The 18,294-nt window shown below is 53.4% G+C and carries 17 protein-coding genes and 1 tRNA gene; 10 read left to right on the top strand and 8 right to left on the bottom strand.

Annotated features, from left to right (window positions below):
• Positions 1 to 417 precede the first annotated feature (417 nt).
• Positions 418 to 870: a YhcH/YjgK/YiaL family protein gene (locus tag OGV98_RS21075; RefSeq protein ID WP_003839618.1), complete on the top strand. Its 453-nt coding sequence runs from the start codon at positions 418 to 420 to the stop codon at positions 868 to 870.
• A 106-nt stretch (positions 871 to 976) separates the two neighbouring features.
• On the opposite strand, the gene argF is transcribed toward OGV98_RS21075, so the two are convergent.
• On the bottom strand, positions 977 to 1,981 hold the full coding sequence (argF, locus tag OGV98_RS21070; protein WP_003844898.1) for an ornithine carbamoyltransferase: 1,005 nt from the start codon (positions 1,979 to 1,981) through the stop codon (positions 977 to 979).
• On the bottom strand, positions 1,951 to 2,046 hold the full coding sequence (argL, locus tag OGV98_RS23665; RefSeq protein ID WP_371303384.1) for a putative translational regulatory protein ArgL: 96 nt from the start codon (positions 2,044 to 2,046) through the stop codon (positions 1,951 to 1,953). Before argL ends, argF begins: the two co-directional genes overlap by 31 nt.
• 98 nt (positions 2,047 to 2,144) lie before the next feature.
• Between argL and rraB the strand changes: the two genes are divergently transcribed.
• The 3 genes from rraB to OGV98_RS21055 all read left to right on the top strand — a co-directional run bounded on the left by rraB (position 2,145) and on the right by OGV98_RS21055 (position 4,375).
• Positions 2,145 to 2,570, top strand: coding sequence for a ribonuclease E inhibitor RraB (gene rraB, locus OGV98_RS21065; RefSeq protein WP_003025845.1), 426 nt, complete (start codon positions 2,145 to 2,147; stop codon positions 2,568 to 2,570).
• A 51-nt stretch (positions 2,571 to 2,621) separates the two neighbouring features.
• A complete protein-coding gene (gene miaE, locus OGV98_RS21060; RefSeq protein ID WP_202580823.1) occupies positions 2,622 to 3,380 on the top strand; it encodes a tRNA isopentenyl-2-thiomethyl-A-37 hydroxylase MiaE in 759 nt (252 codons plus the stop codon).
• A 164-nt stretch (positions 3,381 to 3,544) separates the two neighbouring features.
• Positions 3,545 to 4,375: a topoisomerase II gene (locus OGV98_RS21055; protein WP_202580822.1), complete on the top strand. Its 831-nt coding sequence runs from the start codon at positions 3,545 to 3,547 to the stop codon at positions 4,373 to 4,375.
• A 26-nt stretch (positions 4,376 to 4,401) separates the two neighbouring features.
• On the opposite strand, the gene OGV98_RS21050 is transcribed toward OGV98_RS21055, so the two are convergent.
• Positions 4,402 to 4,899, bottom strand: coding sequence for a GNAT family N-acetyltransferase (locus tag OGV98_RS21050; RefSeq protein WP_046670837.1), 498 nt, complete (start codon positions 4,897 to 4,899; stop codon positions 4,402 to 4,404).
• A 188-nt stretch (positions 4,900 to 5,087) separates the two neighbouring features.
• On the opposite strand from OGV98_RS21050, the gene OGV98_RS21045 reads away from it, so the two are divergent.
• A complete protein-coding gene (locus tag OGV98_RS21045; RefSeq protein ID WP_202580821.1) occupies positions 5,088 to 6,287 on the top strand; it encodes a YjgN family protein in 1,200 nt (399 codons plus the stop codon).
• 57 nt (positions 6,288 to 6,344) lie between these two features.
• Here the strand turns inward: OGV98_RS21045 and OGV98_RS21040 are convergent, their stop codons facing one another.
• From OGV98_RS21040 to pepA, 3 genes are all read right to left on the bottom strand, one after another.
• Positions 6,345 to 9,200 carry a valine--tRNA ligase gene (locus OGV98_RS21040; protein WP_049003492.1) on the bottom strand — a complete coding sequence of 952 codons (2,856 nt, stop codon included), beginning with the start codon at positions 9,198 to 9,200 and terminating at the stop codon, positions 6,345 to 6,347.
• Positions 9,200 to 9,643 carry a DNA polymerase III subunit chi gene (holC, locus tag OGV98_RS21035; protein WP_003025862.1) on the bottom strand — a complete coding sequence of 148 codons (444 nt, stop codon included), beginning with the start codon at positions 9,641 to 9,643 and terminating at the stop codon, positions 9,200 to 9,202. The genes OGV98_RS21040 and holC overlap by 1 nt, the downstream gene beginning before the upstream one ends.
• A gap of 136 nt (positions 9,644 to 9,779) precedes the next feature.
• Positions 9,780 to 11,291: a leucyl aminopeptidase gene (gene pepA, locus OGV98_RS21030; RefSeq protein ID WP_003025870.1), complete on the bottom strand. Its 1,512-nt coding sequence runs from the start codon at positions 11,289 to 11,291 to the stop codon at positions 9,780 to 9,782.
• Between the two features lie 153 nt (positions 11,292 to 11,444).
• On the opposite strand from pepA, the gene OGV98_RS21025 reads away from it, so the two are divergent.
• The 3 genes from OGV98_RS21025 (at position 11,445) to lptG (ending at position 13,740) form a co-directional block, all read left to right on the top strand.
• A complete protein-coding gene (locus OGV98_RS21025) occupies positions 11,445 to 11,495 on the top strand; it encodes a hypothetical protein (protein WP_212723231.1) in 51 nt (16 codons plus the stop codon).
• Between the two features lie 62 nt (positions 11,496 to 11,557).
• Entirely contained in the window at positions 11,558 to 12,658 is a 1,101-nt protein-coding gene (gene lptF, locus OGV98_RS21020) for an LPS export ABC transporter permease LptF (RefSeq protein WP_003839630.1), read from the top strand.
• On the top strand, positions 12,658 to 13,740 hold the full coding sequence (gene lptG, locus OGV98_RS21015; protein WP_003025875.1) for an LPS export ABC transporter permease LptG: 1,083 nt from the start codon (positions 12,658 to 12,660) through the stop codon (positions 13,738 to 13,740). Before lptF ends, lptG begins: the two co-directional genes overlap by 1 nt.
• A 101-nt stretch (positions 13,741 to 13,841) precedes the next feature.
• Here the strand turns inward: lptG and OGV98_RS21010 are convergent, their stop codons facing one another.
• Entirely contained in the window at positions 13,842 to 15,344 is a 1,503-nt protein-coding gene (locus OGV98_RS21010) for a helicase HerA-like C-terminal domain-containing protein (RefSeq protein ID WP_003025876.1), read from the bottom strand.
• 147 nt (positions 15,345 to 15,491) lie between these two features.
• Positions 15,492 to 16,511: an NADPH-dependent aldehyde reductase Ahr gene (gene ahr, locus OGV98_RS21005; RefSeq protein WP_044699125.1), complete on the bottom strand. Its 1,020-nt coding sequence runs from the start codon at positions 16,509 to 16,511 to the stop codon at positions 15,492 to 15,494.
• A gap of 220 nt (positions 16,512 to 16,731) precedes the next feature.
• Between ahr and OGV98_RS21000 the strand changes: the two genes are divergently transcribed.
• A tRNA-Leu gene (locus OGV98_RS21000) sits at positions 16,732 to 16,816 on the top strand.
• A 199-nt stretch (positions 16,817 to 17,015) separates the two neighbouring features.
• A complete protein-coding gene (locus OGV98_RS20995; RefSeq protein ID WP_117101799.1) occupies positions 17,016 to 18,275 on the top strand; it encodes a tyrosine-type recombinase/integrase in 1,260 nt (419 codons plus the stop codon).
• The last annotated feature ends 19 nt before the right edge of the window (positions 18,276 to 18,294 follow it).

Raw genomic sequence — 18,294 nt, 5'->3', positions numbered from 1 at the left:
TAATTTTATGTACACTTTTAGTGTGCTGTAATATAAGTAATGCATTGATTTATTTGTGCTTTTTTCTGCGTGGTGAATTATTATGCGAATATATGATTTTATTATTTGCGCGGTAAAGTTTATTTCAAAATAAATATGACGATGAAGAAGGATAGCGAAGGAGAGGTGAACTGTGATCGATAGCTGGTTTTTCTAATAAAACTTTTAATAACAGTATGTTACTGATCAGATTGAAAAAGGGTAGCCGAAAGTTATGCAAAGTTTATGCATAACCTGTTGCTGAGAGTTAGCAATTATTTAACACCATCAGCGATAAACATGCGTTGACGCAAAATATCGGCAAATAGCAGTAGTATGGCAGGCCGTTTTTTCGTATAACAACTAAAATGAAACGATGTTTTAATTAAGGGGTTTGAGATGATTGTTGGCAATATTCACAACCTGGATGCCTGGCTGCCGGAAGAGCTGCGTCAGGCAATTGAACACATTAAAGCGCATGTGACGGATGCGACGGAAAAAGGTAAGCACGACATTGACGGCGATCGCCTGTTTTATCTGATTGCCGAAGATATGACGGAGCCGTTTGCACAGCGCCGCGCCGAGTATCACGCCCGCTATCTGGATATTCAGATCCTGCTCAAAGGCCAGGAAGGAATGACCTTCAGCACGCAGCCTGCGGGCGCGCCGGAAACTGACTGGCTGGCGGATAAAGACATCGCCTTCCTGCCGGAAGGGGTACAGGAGAAAACGGTGGTGCTGAACGAAGGTGATTTCGTGGTGTTCTATCCGGGTGAAGTGCATAAACCGCTGTGCGCGGTCGGTGCTCCTGCGCTGGTACGCAAAGCCGTGGTGAAAATGCAAGTGGCATAAGCGTATTTGCCGGGGGCGGCTTCGCCTTGCCCGGCCTACGAGAGCGCGGTTGTAGGCCGGATAAGATGCTTAGCATCGCCATCCGGCATTCTTTTCATCCATGCCCTCACTTCGCCAGCGTCGCCACCATCACCGCTTTGATGGTGTGCATCCGGTTTTCCGCCTGATCAAATACGATGCTGGCGGGTGATTCAAAGACCTCATCGGTCACTTCCATACCGCCGTGCAGACCATATTCCTGTGCCATTTGTTTGCCAAGCGTGGTTTGATCGTCATGAAACGCGGGCAGGCAGTGCAGGAATTTCACCTGTGGATTGCCGGTCAACGCCATCATCGTGCTATTAACCTGGTACTTACGCAGCAGCGCAATACGTTCGGCCCACTTCTCTTTTGCTTCGCCCATTGATACCCAGACGTCGGTATAGATAAAGTCCGCACCTTTCACGCCCGCGGCGACATCTTCGGTCAGCGTAATATTGCCGCCGTTTTTCTGCGCCAGCGCTTTGCACTCTGCAACCAGACTTTCCTCTGGCCAGCAGGCCTGCGGTGCGACCAGGCGCAGATCCAGCCCGGTTAACGCAGCGGCTTCCAGCATGGAATTGCCCATATTGTTGCGGGCATCACCGGTGTAGACCAGCGTCATCTCATTAAACGCTTTACCTGGCAGGTGTTCCTGCATAGTTAACAGATCCGCCAGCAGCTGGGTGGGATGAAACTCGTTGGTTAATCCGTTCCACACCGGAACTCCGGCATATTCCGCCAGCGTCTCGACAATCTCCTGGCCGTGTCCCCGATACTGAATACCGTCGTACATGCGGCCGAGCACGCGGGCGGTGTCTTTGATCGACTCTTTATGGCCAATCTGGCTGCCGCTTGGCCCGAGATACGTCACGCGAGCGCCCTGGTCGTATGCGGCAACTTCGAAAGAGCAACGGGTGCGGGTTGAGTCTTTTTCGAAGATGAGCGCGATGTTTTTACCGGTGAGCTTTGCGACTTCAGTGCCGTTTTTCTTATCTGCCTTTAGCTGCGCGGCGAGCTGGAGCAGTGACGTGAGTTCAGCAGAGGTGAAATCAAGCAGTTTCAAAAAATGTTTATGATAAAACGCAGACATGGTTCCCTCACATGGCTTAGGCCATTTATTGAATTAAAATTCAATTTATATGGATGTTTATTCATTTGCAACCTTGTTTAACAAATCTTTCCTGGAAAGGTGGAGGCAATGACAGCGGTATGTGACAATAAGAGTATCGGCAGGACATTATGAGGAACGAGCCATGGCAAACCCGGAACTATTGGAAGAACAGCGTGAAGAAACGCGCTTGATTATTGAAGAGTTACTCGAAGATGGCAGCGATCCAGACGCGCTGTACACCATTGAGCATCACCTTTCCGCGGATGACTTCGAAACCCTGGAAAAAGCGGCAGTAGAAGCCTTCAAGCTGGGTTATGAAGTGACCGAGCCGGAAGAGCTGGAAGTGGAAGAAGGCGACACGGTTATTTGCTGTGACATTTTGAGCGAATGTGCACTGAATGCGGAGTTGATCGATGCTCAGGTTGAGCAGCTGATGAACCTGGCTGAAAAATATGATGTGGAATACGACGGTTGGGGCACCTATTTTGAAGACCCGAACGGCGAAGAAGGTGAAGACGGCGACGATGAAGATCTCGTCGACGAAGATGATGACGGCGTGCGTCACTAAGTCATCTACTGACCTGCGGTAGCCCAGGCTGCCGCAGGCCAAGGACAATGTATGGATTATCTGCAAATACTCTCCCCGATTCACAATTTCCTGCACTGTAAAACGCCCCAGGCCTGGCTTGATAAAGCGCGAGACCCGGCTAATCTGCCTCTGTTATTGACCGACCACCTCGTCTGTGAGCTGAAAGCGGCGCAAACGGCGATGCTGCTGGTGCGTAAGTATGTCGCAGATAAACAGGGATCTCAGGCGCTGCTGGACTGGCTGAAACCCTATGAAGCGTTTGCTTTCAGAGAAGGGGATGAGCCGGATTTTATCGCGCTGAATAAACAGATATGCAAAAGCGTGATGCCGCAAACCGACGACCCGTGGGGACGCAAGCTTATCGACAGCATGGTTTTGCTGATCAAAGAAGAACTGCATCATTTCTGGCAGGTGCGTGAGGCGATGATGAGTCGCAACATTCCCTATATTAAGATTACCGCCAGCCGTTACGCCAAAGGTATGCTCAAAGAGGTGCGCACCCACGAGCCGCTGACGTTAATCGATAAACTGATTTGCGGGGCTTACATTGAGGCGCGTTCCTGTGAACGGTTCGCCGCGCTCGCACCGTATCTGGATGACGATTTGCAGGCGTTTTATCTGTCGCTGCTGCGATCCGAGGCGCGGCACTATCAGGATTACCTGGCGCTGGCGCAGCAGGTTTCAGCCGATGATATCAGTAGCCGGGTGCGGTTTTTTGGCGAAGTAGAAGCCGCGTTGATCACCTCTCCTGACGATGAATTCCGCTTCCACAGCGGTGTGCCAGCTTAGTTCCTTTCTTTGACGCGCGGTGCCCATCGCCGCGCGGTTTAATCCTTCCTGTTTCTGTTAGCAAAATCTGGTGGCTGGAAATAGCTCGCCGCTGCCGTAATAATCAAAACATCGAAGGGGAAATATATCCCTGTAACAGAGACGATTTGGCATAAGGATGGTTAATGAACTGGGCACACGTTTTGTTGGCAGGTTATATCGGGGCGGTGATTGCTATCGTCGTCGGCATGTTTCGCAAAAAAGGCTGGCTGGGCAAGGTCTCTGGCGCGGTGGTCTTTGTGGTGGCGATTATCGCGTGGAATCTGTTTGATGTGCACTACCTGATCCCACGCGAAAGCCCGGATTATGGTTTGACGGATGCGCAGAAATTTGAAAACGCGATGCTGTCCATGCCCGTTTATCAGGTGCTTAAGGAGCAGGAGCCAGCGCTGTGGCAGAACATCCTCACCCAGGCAACGCAGCTGAAAGAGGCGGGGAAAAGCGAGCAACAGATTATCGACGCTATTCAGCCGCAGATCCTGCAGGTACAGATGGCGCGTTTGCAGCAGGCGCCTGATGCCAACGTGATCGAGTATATGAAGATTAATCTCGAGCAGATTGCCGCGGTGGCAAAAGTGGGCAATGACGAATGTTTTCGCTTTTTGTTCCCGGCAGTGAAAGGCGGGATTAACCCGGTGCGTATTATTCCGCACGAGCTCATGAACCGTCGTATGGCCAGCGACATGAGTATGATGCACGCGGCCTATGGCCCGAACAAACATACGGTTACGGCGGAAGAAAAACAGTTGGCGCTTCAGGATCTGCAATCCATCAGTCCGGGGCTGGTACAACGCTTTGGACCGGATATCCAAATCATGGCCGATCCGAGTAAAGGCGTGGGCAAAGAGAAAGTCGCCTGTGAAATGGTGCAAGATTTATGGTCACAGGTGCTGAAGCTGCCAACCGCTCGCGCGGCTGGCGTTATTCGACTGATGCTCTCAGCCGAGATGCAGTAACGCGGTTAAAGCCTCTCGGCGTAAGGTCAGAGGGGCTTTAACATTCGCACTTCACAATCTACGTGCCCGGTACAGCCCAGCGCTTCGCTGATATGCTCAAAGCCTAAATGCTCATACAGGCGAATTGCCTCAGTCAGAAAAGCCGTGGTCTCAAGATAGCACTGCTTAAAACCTTGCTCACGGGCATGTTCAAGCGCCATCAGCGCCAGTTTTTTCGCCAGCCCCTGACCGCGCGCACTCGACAGGAAGTACATCTTTTGCAGCTCGCAAATGTCTGGTTCACTACATCCTAACGGTGCAACACCGCCGCCGCCCACGACTTCACCGTTTTGCTCAACCACCCAGTAGGCCGCGCCCGGCTGGCTGTAAACCTGGAACAATTCGTCCAGATTAGGGTCGGCAACGGTGTAGCCTTTATCGGCGGTCAGGCCGTATTCGGCGGAAACCTGGCGGATCACGGCAGCGATAGCTGGATTATCTTCAGCCGTCAGAGGACGTAACGTGAGTGATTCGACAACATTCATTCTACTACCCGATTAAACAATGCTAATAAATTTATCTAATAGCACTCTCTGAATTGCGATGCAAGTAACTTATAAATCGAGAGGGTGTATGTTCGCCTGACTAGTAATAAGATAATATATTTGAGCGGGTAATTGTGATGCCTGCAAATAATTATCATTGGAAAGGTTAATTAAATCAGGGAAAAATTATGGATGGAAATTTTAAGGGTGAAAGCCAGTCTTCTCAGGCGTTTAAGTTTACCGGAGACGGCGGTCGCTATTTTCTTATTTGTCTTGTGAATTCATTATTGGTATTTATTACTTTGGGTATTTACCTGCCCTGGGCGCTGATGAAATGTCGCCGTTATATTTATTCTAACATGAAATTAGATGGGCAGTCTTTCACCTACGGCGTGACGGGCGGATCGGTTTTTTTAAGCTGGTTGATGCTGATGGTGATTTATATTGTTGGCATGGTGTTGATTAGTTACAATTATATTTTTGCCGGATCTCTAATCCTGCTTCTGCTGGTTTTATCAATCCCTGTGTTGATCGTTAAGAACCTGCACTATCAGGGGATGATGACCACCCTGAACGGTATCCGTTTCAGTTTCAAATGCGGGGCAATGCGGGCCTGGTGGAATATGCTGGGGCTACCCATAGCCATGCTGCTGGGGTGGAGCGCGGTGATATTTGCGCTTGTGCAGATTTGCCCGATGGAAACGGCGGGGGAGATGATTTTCTCTGTAATAGTGATTGGACTGATCGGGCTGGTGGGATTGGGGGTCGCTAGCGGTATATCTTACAGCCGACTGATGACCATTGTTGGCCAGGGCGGTCGTTTCGGCATTCATCGCTTTGACGTACAAATCAATGTTCGTCACTGTATTAAATCGGCGATTCTGGCAATGATGGCGCTGATTCCTTTCCTGGTGGTGGTCGGTTTTATTCTGAGTGCACTGTTTCTGTCTATGGCGGAACTGGATACTACTGCCATGACAGAGGATGAGCTCGAAATGATGATATTTCTCGAATATCAGCGCCAGATTATTATCAGTGAAATCATTTATTACATAGGTATTGCGGTATCCATGAGCTATTTGACCGTGGCGTTCCGCAATCATTTCCTTAATAATCTGAAATTAGCTGACGGCAATATTCGCTTTCGTTCAACGTTGACGTTTCATGGCATGGTTTACCGCTTAGGTAGCCTGTATGTGATTTCGGCCATTACCGGTGGACTGGCATATCCTTTGCTGAGAATGTGGGTCATTGCGTGGCTGGCGGAAAATACCTTTGTCGTCGGTAATCTTGATGAACTAGAGCTAACCAATAGCGATGACGTCGTTGAAAACGGCGTGGTGGCGCGCCTTTCTCGTGGCATGATGCCGACGCTGGACTTCATGTAAAAACAACAGGGCCGGAGCAAGCTCCGGCCTTTAATGCAGCGATAACCTCAACAACAATTACAGCGCGGCGATAACCGCCTGCTGTTCAATCAGCTTCGCTTTGGCTTCTGCGTAACCGTCCAGCTTCTCACGCTCTTTGGCGATGACCGCTTCAGGGGCGCGGGCAACGAAACCTTCGTTGGACAGTTTGCCTTCGATACGGGCAATCTCACCTTCGATTTTCGCCACTTCTTTTGCCAGACGCGCCAGCTCATCTTCTTTGTTGATGAGGCCCGCCATCGGGATCAGCAGCTCGGCACCGTCGATGATTTTGGTCACGGAGACCGGACCTTTGTCATCGGCTGGCAGCACGGTGATGCTTTCCAGACGCGCCAGGTTCAGCAGGAAGCTCTTGTTGTCGTTGACCCGACGCATCGCATCCGCGCTGCAACCACGCAGCAGCAGCTCCAGCGGTTTGCCCGGGGCGATGTTCATTTCCGCACGAATATTACGTACGGCAACGATCGCCTGCTTCAGCCATTCGGTATCGGCCAACGCCGCTTCGTCTACCTGAGCCGCGTTATATTCCGGGAACGGCTGCAGCATGATGGTGTCGGCGGTAATGCCGCAGATAACCTTCACGCGCTGCCAGATGGTTTCGGTAATGAACGGGATGATCGGATGCGCCAGGCGCAGCAGACCTTCCAGCACGGTCACCAGCGTATTGCGGGTACCGCGCAGTTCAGCATCAGTTCCTCCGGTCATTACCGGCTTGGTCAGCTCCAGATACCAGTCGCAGAACTGGTTCCAGGTGAACTCGTACAGGATGCCCGCGGCGATATCGAAGCGGAAGTTATCCAGCGCTTCGCGGTACGCTTTGATGGTCTGGTTGAATTCAGCGAGGATCCAGCGGTCTGCCAGAGACAGGGTCATTTCGCCGCCGTTGAAACCGCAATCCTGATCTTCGGTGTTCATCAGCACGAAGCGGCTGGCGTTCCACAACTTGTTACAGAAGTTACGGTAACCTTCCAGACGCTTCATATCCCAGTTGATGTCGCGGCCAGTAGAGGCCAGCGCCGCCAGGGTGAAACGCAGGGCGTCGGTGCCGTGCGGCTCGATGCCGTTCGGGAACTGCTTCTCGGTACGTTTGGCGATCTTCTCGGCCAGCTGCGGCTGCATCATGTTGCCGGTACGTTTTTCCAGCAGCTCCGGCAGTGAGATACCGTCGACCATATCCAGCGGGTCAATTACGTTGCCCTTGGATTTGGACATCTTCTGGCCTTCGTCGTCGCGAATCAGACCGGTCATGTAGACGGTATGGAACGGAACCTGCGGCTTGCCGTTTTCATCTTTGATGAAGTGCATGGTCATCATGATCATGCGGGCAATCCAGAAGAAGATGATGTCGAAGCCGGAGACCATCACGCTGGTTGGGTGGAACTGACGCAGCGCGTCGGTGTTTTCCGGCCAGCCCAGGGTAGAGAAGGTCCACAGCGCGGAGGAGAACCAGGTGTCGAGAACGTCTTCGTCCTGACGCAGCGCAACGTCGGCGCCGAGGTTGTTTTCCTGACGCACTTCGTCTTCGGTACGGCCAACATATACGTTGCCGTCGTTGTCATACCATGCCGGGATACGGTGACCCCACCACAGCTGACGGGAAATACACCAGTCCTGAATATCGCGCATCCAGGAGAAGTACATGTTTTCGTACTGCTTCGGTACGAACTGAATGTCGCCGTTTTCAACCGCTTCAACCGCCGGTTTTGCCAGCACGTCGGCACGGACGTACCACTGGTCGGTCAGCATCGGTTCGATAACCACGCCGCCACGGTCGCCGTAAGGAACGGTCAGATCGTGAGGTTTGATCTCTTCCAGCAGGCCCATCGCATCAATGGCTGCGACGATCGCTTTACGCGCGGCAAAGCGTTCCAGCTTCTGGAACTCAGCCGGGATTGCGTTGGAGTAAACGTCGGACTCTTCACCTTTGGTGTCGTACACTTCCGCGGTTTCACGGATGTCACCGTCAAAGGTCAGAATGTTGATCATCGGCAGGCCGTGACGTTTCCCGACTTCGTAGTCGTTAAAGTCGTGTGCCGGGGTGATCTTCACGCAGCCGGTACCTTTTTCCATATCGGCGTGTTCATCACCGACGATCGGAATACGGCGGTCAACCAGCGGCAGAATAACGAATTTGCCGATCAGATCTTTATAGCGCGGATCTTCCGGATTCACGGCCACGCCGGTGTCGCCCAGAATGGTTTCCGGACGGGTGGTCGCCACGACCAGGTAATCTTTACCGTCTGCGGTTTTCGCGCCGTCGGCCAGCGGATAGCGGATATGCCACATGGAGCCTTTAGACTCGCGGTTTTCCACTTCCAGGTCAGAAATAGCGGTGCGCAGTTTCGGGTCCCAGTTTACCAGGCGCTTGCCACGGTAAATCAGGTCTTCTTTGTACAGGCGAACAAAGACTTCTTTCACGGCATTGGAAAGACCTTCGTCCATAGTGAAACGCTCGCGCTCCCAGTCAACGGAGTTGCCGAGACGGCGCATCTGGCGGGTAATGGTGCCGCCGGATTCCGCTTTCCACTGCCAAATTTTATCGATAAACGCTTCGCGACCGTAGTCATGACGGGTTTTACCTTCTTCAGCGGCAATCTTACGCTCAACCACCATCTGGGTAGCGATACCCGCGTGGTCGGTACCAGCCTGCCACAGGGTGTTTTTACCCTGCATGCGCTGGTAGCGAATCATGGTATCCATGATGGTTTGCTGGAAAGCATGACCCATATGCAAACTGCCGGTGACGTTCGGCGGCGGGATCATGATGCAGAAGGACTCTTTGCTTTCATCGCCGTTAGGTTTGAAATAGCCCTGCTTTTCCCAGTGCTCGTAAAGCGGCTGTTCGATATCTTGTGGGTTGTATGTCTTTTCCATTATTTCCAGGTTGCCGTATTCAGGTTAAAACCAGCCACGCGGTAAGCTTTGTAGCGATCGCGTGCCGATTGTTTCAAAGAATCTTCGTAAGGAACGAAGTCTATCACTTCTGTGAAAGCGGTGGCAAAATCTGCAAAGCCAACGCGCAAACTGATGAGCAGGTCGCGCGGGCTGCTATTGCGTTTCTCCGGCCAGGCAATCTCTACCGGCGCACCGCCTCTGGGGCCTTCGCCCGCCAGATTATGCGGAACAAAGCTTTCTGCCGGTCTTGCCCACAGGGCTTCATCCAGTCGAAGAGCCTGCTTTTCGTTTTCACAGGCGATAAGCACGCGCTTGCCAGCCCGCCAACGTTCTGCGGCAATTTCACACACCAGTTGCTCGACGGCGCTTAAACCATCTTGTTGTGTGTCGTTGTCCAGAAGATAGAACGTCGCATTCTTCATATATGGGGCTTCTTGTGGTGGATTTAAATGCGTTGCCATGATGCACACCGTAGGCCTGATAAGGCGTATTAGCGCCGCCATCAGGCGTTTTGCCGGATGGCACTGCGCTTATCCGGCCTACGGGGCAATCTTAAACTTACTCTTCGCCGTTAAAACCCGCGCGATTGAGCAGGAACTGCGACAGTAACGCGACCGGACGACCGGTTGCGCCTTTGGCTTTCCCGGAACGCCATGCGGTACCGGCGATATCCAGGTGCGCCCAGTTGTACTTACGGGTAAAGCGTGACAGGAAGCAGCCCGCGGTAATGGCGCCGCCAGGACGTCCGCCGATGTTCGCCATATCCGCAAAGTTAGACTCTAACTGCTCCTGGTATTCATCACCCAGCGGCAAACGCCACGCGCGGTCGCCAGCCTGCTCGGACGCACCGATCAGCTCATGCGCCAGCGGGTTGTGGTTCGACATCAGGCCGGTGATGTGATGGCCCAGAGCAATCACGCACGCGCCGGTCAGGGTCGCAACGTCAATCACCGCCTCCGGCTCAAAGCGCTCGACGTAGGTTAACACGTCGCACAGCACCAGACGTCCTTCGGCGTCGGTATTGAGCACTTCAACGGTCTGACCAGACATGGTGGTCAGCACGTCGCCTGGGCGATACGCGCGGCCACCCGGCATATTTTCGCAGCCCGCCAGTACGCCGACGACGTTGATGGGCAGTTGAAGCTCGGCCACCATGCGCATTACGCCGTACACTGCTGCTGCGCCGCACATGTCGTACTTCATCTCATCCATGCCTTCGGCAGGTTTGATGGAGATACCGCCGGAGTCGAAGGTTAACCCTTTACCGACCAGCACAATCGGACGCGCGTCTTCGGACGGATTGCCTTTGTACTCGATGACTGACATCAGCGACTCGTTCTGCGAACCGTGACCGACGGCGAGATAAGAGTGCATACCCAGCTCTTTCATCTGCTGCTCGCCGATCACGCGGGTCACAACATTTTTGCTGTAGCTGTCTGCCAGCTGACGCGCCTGAGAAGCCAGATAGGCAGCGTTACAAATATTTGGCGGCATGTTGCCGAGATCTTTCGCCGCTTTAATGCCAGCGGCGATTGCCAGACCGTGTTGGATCGCACGCTCACCGCTGGTCAGCTCGCGGCGGGTCGGCACGTTGAAGACCATTTTACGCAGCGGGCGACGCGGCTCGCTTTTGTTGGTCTTCAACTGGTCAAAGCTGTACAGCGTTTCCTGTGCCGTCTCAACGGCCTGGCGCACTTTCCAGTAGTTATTACGCCCTTTGACGTGAAGCTCAGTCAGAAAGCACACGGCTTCCATTGAGCCAGTATCATTCAGCGTATTGATGGTTTTCTGAATGACCTGCTTGTACTGGCGCTCATCAAGTTCGCGCTCTTTGCCACAACCAATAAGGAGAATTCGCTCAGACAGAACGTTAGGAACATGGTGCAGCAACAGGGTTTGACCCGGTTTGCCTTCCAGTTCGCCACGACGCAGCAGTGCGCTGATGTACCCGTCGCTGATCTTGTCGAGCTGCTCTGCAATCGGAGAGAGGCGGCGTGGTTCAAAGACACCCACGACGATGCACGCACTCCGCTGTTTCTCCGGGCTACCGCTTTTTACACTGAACTCCATGCACTACGCTCCTGAATCTTAAAGACAACGGCGGTGGCTACGGATAGAATTGCAAGCTTTCGTAACTCATACCCGCTGTTGCGGTGACTTCGTGTTAATCTTAACGTTATTACGGCATTGGCACGTCAGAACAATTTCTGAGAGGTGGATCCGTTGAGTATAATGATCTTAGCGACGATTTCGACGACTCAAGAGAATAAATGACGTTTAAGCCATGAAACAAGCTAAATTCCGGCAAAAGACGGGTTTTTACGGGCGTATTTAAAGTGATAATCATAAGATATCTGGTTCGGGAAACGCTCAAAAGCCAACTTGCGATCCTATTCATCCTGCTTTTGATCTTCTTTTGTCAAAAGTTGGTCAGGATCCTTGGTGCGGCTGTTGACGGTGATATCCCGGCAAATCTGGTGCTCTCGCTGCTGGGGCTGGGCGTGCCAGAAATGGCGCAACTTATCTTGCCCTTAAGCCTGTTCCTCGGGCTGTTGATGACGCTGGGCAAACTGTATACCGAAAGTGAAATTACGGTCATGCATGCCTGTGGGCTGAGCAAGGCTGTGCTTGTTAAAGCGGCGATGGTGCTGGCGTTGTTTACCAGTATTATTGCGGCGGTCAACGTGATGTGGGCCGGACCGTGGTCCTCCAGACATCAGGACGAAGTCCTGGCAGAGGCGAAAGCGAACCCCGGTATGGCGGCGCTTGCTCAGGGGCAATTCCAGCAGGCGACCAACGGCAGTTCGGTGCTGTTTATCGAAAGCGTTGACGGCAGCAACTTCAAAGACGTGTTCCTCGCGCAAATCCGCCCGAAAGGCAACGCTCGTCCTTCGGTCGTCGTAGCTGATTCCGGACATCTTACCCAATTGCGCGATGGCTCTCAGGTTGTGACGCTAAACCAGGGGACGCGCTTTGAAGGTACCGCGCTGCTGCGTGATTTCCGCATTACCGACTTCCAGGATTATCAGGCGATTATCGGCCATCAGGCCGTGGCGCTGGATCCAAACGATACCGAACAGATGACCATGCGTACGCTGCTGGCGACCGACACCGATCGCGCCCGCGCGGAGCTGACCTGGCGTATCACGTTAGTATTCACCGTATTTATGATGGCGCTGATGGTTGTACCGCTGAGCGTGGTAAACCCGCGTCAGGGTCGCGTGTTGTCGATGCTGCCAGCAATGCTGCTCTATTTGCTGTTCTTCCTGGTTCAGACATCGCTGAAGTCGAACGGTGGCAAAGGTAAGCTGGATCCGGTGTTCTGGATGTGGGTGGTTAACCTGGCTTATCTGGCGCTGGCGATTGTGCTTAACCTCTGGGATACGGTGCCGATGCGCCGCTTGCGTGCCCGTTTTATGCGTAAAGGAGCGGTATAATGCAGCCTTTTGGTGTACTTGACCGCTATATCGGTAAAACCATTTTCACCACCATCATGATGACGCTGTTCATGCTGGTGTCGCTCTCCGGGATCATCAAGTTCGTTGACCAGCTGAAAAAAGCCGGGCAGGGGAGCTACGATGCGATGGGCGCCGGGCTGTATACCCTGCTCAGTGCGCCGAAAGATATCCAGATCTTCTTCCCGATGGCGGCGCTGCTGGGGGCATTGCTGGGGCTGGGCATGCTGGCCCAGCGCAGTGAACTGGTGGTGATGCAGGCTTCTGGCTTTACCCGTATGCAGGTGGCGTTGTCGGTGATGAAAACCGCGATTCCGCTGGTGCTGCTGACGATGGCCATTGGCGAATGGGTCGCACCGCAGGGTGAACAGATGGCGCGTAACTACCGTGCGCAGCAGATGTACGGCGGCTCGCTGCTCTCTACCCAGCAGGGTTTGTGGGCGAAAGACGGTGACAGCTTTGTCTACATCGAGCGGGTGAAAGGCGAGGCCGAGCTGGGCGGGATTAGCATCTACTCGTTTAACGACAAGCGCCGTCTGCAGTCTGTACGCTACGCTGCGAGCGCGACGTTTGACCCGGAGCAGAAGGTCTGGCGTTTGTCACAGGTGGATGAATCCAACCTGACCGATCCGAAACAAATCACCGGCTCGCAAACGGTGAGCGGCACCTGGAAAACCAACCTGACGCCCGACAAGCTCGGCGTCGTGGCGTTGGATCCTGACGCGCTGTCGATTAGCGGTCTGCATAACTACGTGAAGTACCTGAAGTCGAGCGGCCAGGATGCCGGACGCTACCAGCTCAATATGTGGAGCAAAGTCTTCCAGCCTCTGTCAGTGGCGGTCATGATGCTGATGGCGCTGTCGTTTATCTTTGGTCCGTTGCGTAGCGTCCCGATGGGTGTGCGTGTGGTGACGGGGATTAGCTTCGGTTTTGTGTTCTATGTGCTGGACCAAATCTTTGGCCCGCTGACGCTGGTGTACGGCATTCCGCCGATTATCGGTGCGCTGCTGCCAAGCGCCAGCTTCTTCCTGATAAGCCTGTGGCTGATGCTGCGTAAATCGTAATCACAGTAATCGTAGGCCTGATGGCGTTGCGCTTTTCAGGCCTACTCCGGACCCGTAGGCCGGATAAGGCGTTAAGCCGCCATCCGGCAACGTAATACGGGCTAGCGTTTTCTCCCGCCCATCAAACTCCCCAACATGCCGCGGATTATCTGATTAGTAACCTGTCGTGCCGCGCTTTTCGCCACGCTCTGTACCACGCCATCACGCTTGCCGCCGCGCGGCCCTGTGCTGCCAAATAAAATATCCTTCAATCCACCGAGAATACCGCCGTCCACCTCGACCGCTTTACCGTTGGCGGGAGGCGTATTTTGCTGCTCGGTACTGGCCTGCACGCCCTGCTGTAAACGTTCATAGGCGGACTCTCGGTCGATATCTTCTTCATATTTGCCGTACAGCGAAGAGTGATTAATCAGCCCGTTGCGCTCGTCGTCCGTCACCGGTCCCATCCGTGAGCACGGCGCAATCACCATCGCCCGTTCAACCACCGACGGGCTGCCTTTGGCGTCCAGAAACGACACCAGCGCCTCGCCGGTTCCCAGCTCCTGAATGGCTTTTTCGGTATCAAATGCCGGGTTGGCGCGCATGGTTTGCGCCGCGGTTTTCACCGCTTTCTGATCTTTCGGCGTGAACGCGCGCAGGGCGTGCTGCACGCGGTTCCCCAGCTGACCAAGCACGTTGTCCGGAATATCCGACGGGTTTTGCGAGACGAACCACACGCCGACCCCTTTCGAGCGGATCAGACGGATCACCTGTTCGATTTTATCCAGCAGCACCTGCGGGGCATCGTTGAACAGCAGATGCGCTTCATCAAAGAAGAACACCAGTTTTGGCTTCTCCAGATCGCCCGCTTCCGGCAACTGTTCGTACAGTTCTGAGAGCATCCACAGCAGGCTGGCGGCGTACAGTTTGGGCATCTGGTAGAGCTTCTCTGCGCTGAGAATATTAATCATCCCTTTGCCGCTGGCGTCGGTACGCATCCAGTCTTTGATATCCAGCATCGGTTCGCCAAAGAAGTGTGCCGCTCCCTGCTGCTCCAGCGACAGTAGTCCGCGCTGGATAGCCCCGACCGAAGCGCTGCTGATATTGCCGTACTGATTCTGGAAGGATTTAGCGTTATCGCCGATGTACTGAGTGATGGCCCGCAGGTCTTTGAAATCGAGCAGCAGCAGGCCCTGGTCATCGGCAATGCGGAAGATAATATCCAGCACGCCGGACTGAACGTCGTTGAGATTCAACAGACGAGCCAGCAGCAGCGGCCCGAGGTCAGATACCGTGGCTCGCACCGGATGACCTTTTTCGCCGAAGATATCCCACACCGTGACCGGATTACCATGCGGTTGCCAGTCGGTAATGCCGATGTTTTTCAGGCGGGCTAGCAGCTTTTCAGAGGCTTGTCCTTCCTCGGCCACGCCGGTTAAATCGCCTTTCACATCGGCCATAAATACCGGTACGCCAATTTCGGACAACGATTCGGCCAGCTTTTGTAGTGTGACGGTTTTACCGGTCCCGGTGGCGCCGGTAATCAGCCCGTGACGGTTGGCCATGCCTGGCAGTAAAAACAGTTCGGTGTCCGGCGTGCGGGCAATTAGCAGGGGTGCGCTCATTGAGATTTCCTCCATTTATCCTGCCTGGAGTATAGGCAACCGTGACGCACTCTTCACCGCTAAATTGCGGAGATTGTGAGGAGAATTTTACCTGCCTGGAATAGCGGGGAGAATAGCCGGGAAGCTTACGCCTCCCGGCAAAGACGATCAGAAGTCGGCTTTCAGCACCACGCGGTAGCGGGCCTTGCCGTCACGCACATGCTGGATTGCTTCGTTAATTTGCGACATCGGGTACAGCTCGGTGGTAGGCGACACCTTGCTGCGCCCGGCAAACTTCATCAGCTTGCGCAGCTCGAATGGCGTCCCGGTCGCCGAACCGGAGATGCTGCGATCCCCGGCAATTAAGGTAAACGCCGGTACTGGCAGCGGCTTCAGCACTGCACCGACGGTATGGAAGTTACCGCCGTAGGCCAGCGCTTCAAAATAGGGCTGCCAGTCGAGATCGACGTTAACCGTGTTAATGATGAGATCGAACTGGCCCGCCAGTGCTTTTAGCGCATCTGGATCGCGGCTGTTGACCACCTTATCCGCCCCCATTGCCAGCACTTCCTGCTCTTTCGCCGGATTGGAACTGAATGCGGTCACTTCGCAGCCCATCGCGTGTAACAGCTTAATGGCGATATGCCCCAGGCCGCCGATGCCGATCACACCGACGCGGCTGGTGGCGGTGATATGGTGCATCAGCAGCGGTTTGAACACCGTAATGCCTCCGCACAATAATGGGCCAGCTGCCGCCAGATCGATACTCTCCGGCAGCGGGATCACCCACTGCCAGTCGGCCCGCAGCTTCTCGGCAAAGCCACCGCGATTAAGAATAGTGGGAACGGAACCTTCCAGGCAGTTGATTTGATTACCGCTGATACAGGCGTCGCAGTGCCCGCAGCTGCGTGCCGTCCAGCCAACGCCGACGCGTTGACCAACCTTCAGACCCTTATCCTGCGCCGCGCTGCCGAGCGCCGCCACGCGACCAATCACCTCATGCCCGGCAACCAGCGGATACTGAGAGAATCCCCATTCGTTGTCGATCATCGACAAATCAGAATGGCAGATACCGCAGTAATCGACCTGGACTTCGACATCTTCCGGCTTGAGCTCGCCCGCATCATATTCATAGAGTTCGAGTTCGCTGCCTGCTTCTTTAGCGGCGTAGCTTTTTATCATCGACATCGTGTTTCCCTCAGTGTGGTGTTGAACTGGAAGTGTAGAGCATGGGGAAACGGGACGCTTCGCAGAAGGGGGGATTAAGAAGCGGGTAAACTGTGATGATGGTTACAGGTAAGAAAGGTAATGCTGAAATTTTCAACACTTAGCGAGCCAGACACACGCTGGCGCTTGCATGGTGGCGCACGACAGGTATAATCCACAACGTTTTCCGCATCCCTTCCGTGCCGGAGTGGCGAAATCGGTAGACGCAGTTGATTCAAAATCAACCGTAGAAATACGTGCCGGTTCGAGTCCGGCCTTCGGCACCATCGGAACATCAATAGACGTCAACGGACGTCTTTTTTTGTGCCTAAAATCCGAGCTGCACAAGGCTTTCCGCGATTTTCCTTTCAATAGAAGTCAATCTGAGTCAACCCACATCAAGTCGCTTGTGAGTATAGAACCGAGTATATATGCTGGTTCGATAATGGTTGTATACTCACAGCGGCACATGGAAGGAGAACTTTTATGGCTCTGACAGATACTAAAGTACGTTCTGCGAAACCGCAGGAAAAGGAGTACACCCTTGTCGATGGGGATGGCATGTTTTTGCTTATTCACCCTAACGGCTCAAAATACTGGCGCTTCCGCTTTCGTTTTGGTGGTAAGCAGCACCTGATGGCTTTTGGGGTTTACCCTGAAACTTCACTGGCTGGTGCTCGTCAAAAGAGAGAAGAGGCCAGAAAGCTTGTTGCTGCAGGTATCGATCCTCGCGAGCACAAGCGGGCAGTAAAAGAAGAGCAGGCGAAAGAGGTTATTACCTTTGAGTCAGTTGCCAGAGAGTGGCACGCAACTAACAAGAAATGGTCAGAGGATCACAGTCGACGGGTACTGAAGAGCCTAGAAGATAATCTGTTTCACGCTATTGGCAAGCGGAGCATTGAAGAGCTGAAGACTCGAGACCTGCTTGCACCCATTAAAATCGTAGAGGCTACAGGCCGCTTTGAAGTCGCTTCTCGTCTTCAGCAGCGAACCACAGCAATCATGCGCTATGCAGTGCAATGTGGCTTGATTGATTACAACCCGGCCCAAGAGATGGCTGGAGCAGTTGCTTCCAGTAACCGTGTCCATCGCCCTGCACTTGAGCTGAAACGTCTACCTGAACTACTCCGCCGAATTGACGGTTACACGGGACGCCCTTTGACCCGCTTGGCCGTTGAGCTCACCTTATTGATCTTCATTCGTTCCAGTGAATTGCGCTTTGCGCGTTGGTCTGAAATCGATTTTGAAACGGCAATGTGGACAATACCGGCTGAACGAGAAGCTATTGAAGGAGTGAAGCATTCACAGCGTGGCTCGAAAATGCGTACGCCTCATTTAGTACCGCTGTCTCGCCAGGCATTAGAAATCCTTAAACAGGTTCACAAGCTTAGTGGTGAGCGTGATTTTGTTTTCGTTGGCGATCATAACCCTCGTAAACCGATGAGTGAAAACACGGTGAACAAGGCGTTGCGTGTTATGGGGTATGACACCAAGGTGGAGGTTTGTGGGCATGGATTCAGGACCATGGCATGTAGTTCGTTGATTGAATCGGGATTGTGGTCGAAGGATGCAGTAGAGCGGCAGATGAGCCATATGGAACGTAACTCTGTACGGGCTGCGTATATTCATAAGGCTGAACACTTGGATGAGCGCCGTTTGATGTTGCAGTGGTGGGCAGATCTCCTGGACTCCAATAGACTCAAAGCAACGAATCCATATGAGTTCAAGAAACTTAAGGTCTTTTGAAATCTTACTTACCTTTATT

The sequence above is a fragment of the Citrobacter sp. Cf136 genome (assembly GCF_030333815.1).
Taxonomy (GTDB): Bacteria; Pseudomonadota; Gammaproteobacteria; order Enterobacterales; family Enterobacteriaceae; genus Citrobacter; species Citrobacter freundii.
Note: the sequence above shows the minus strand (reverse complement) of the source record. Positions and strands in the feature narration are given on the sequence as shown.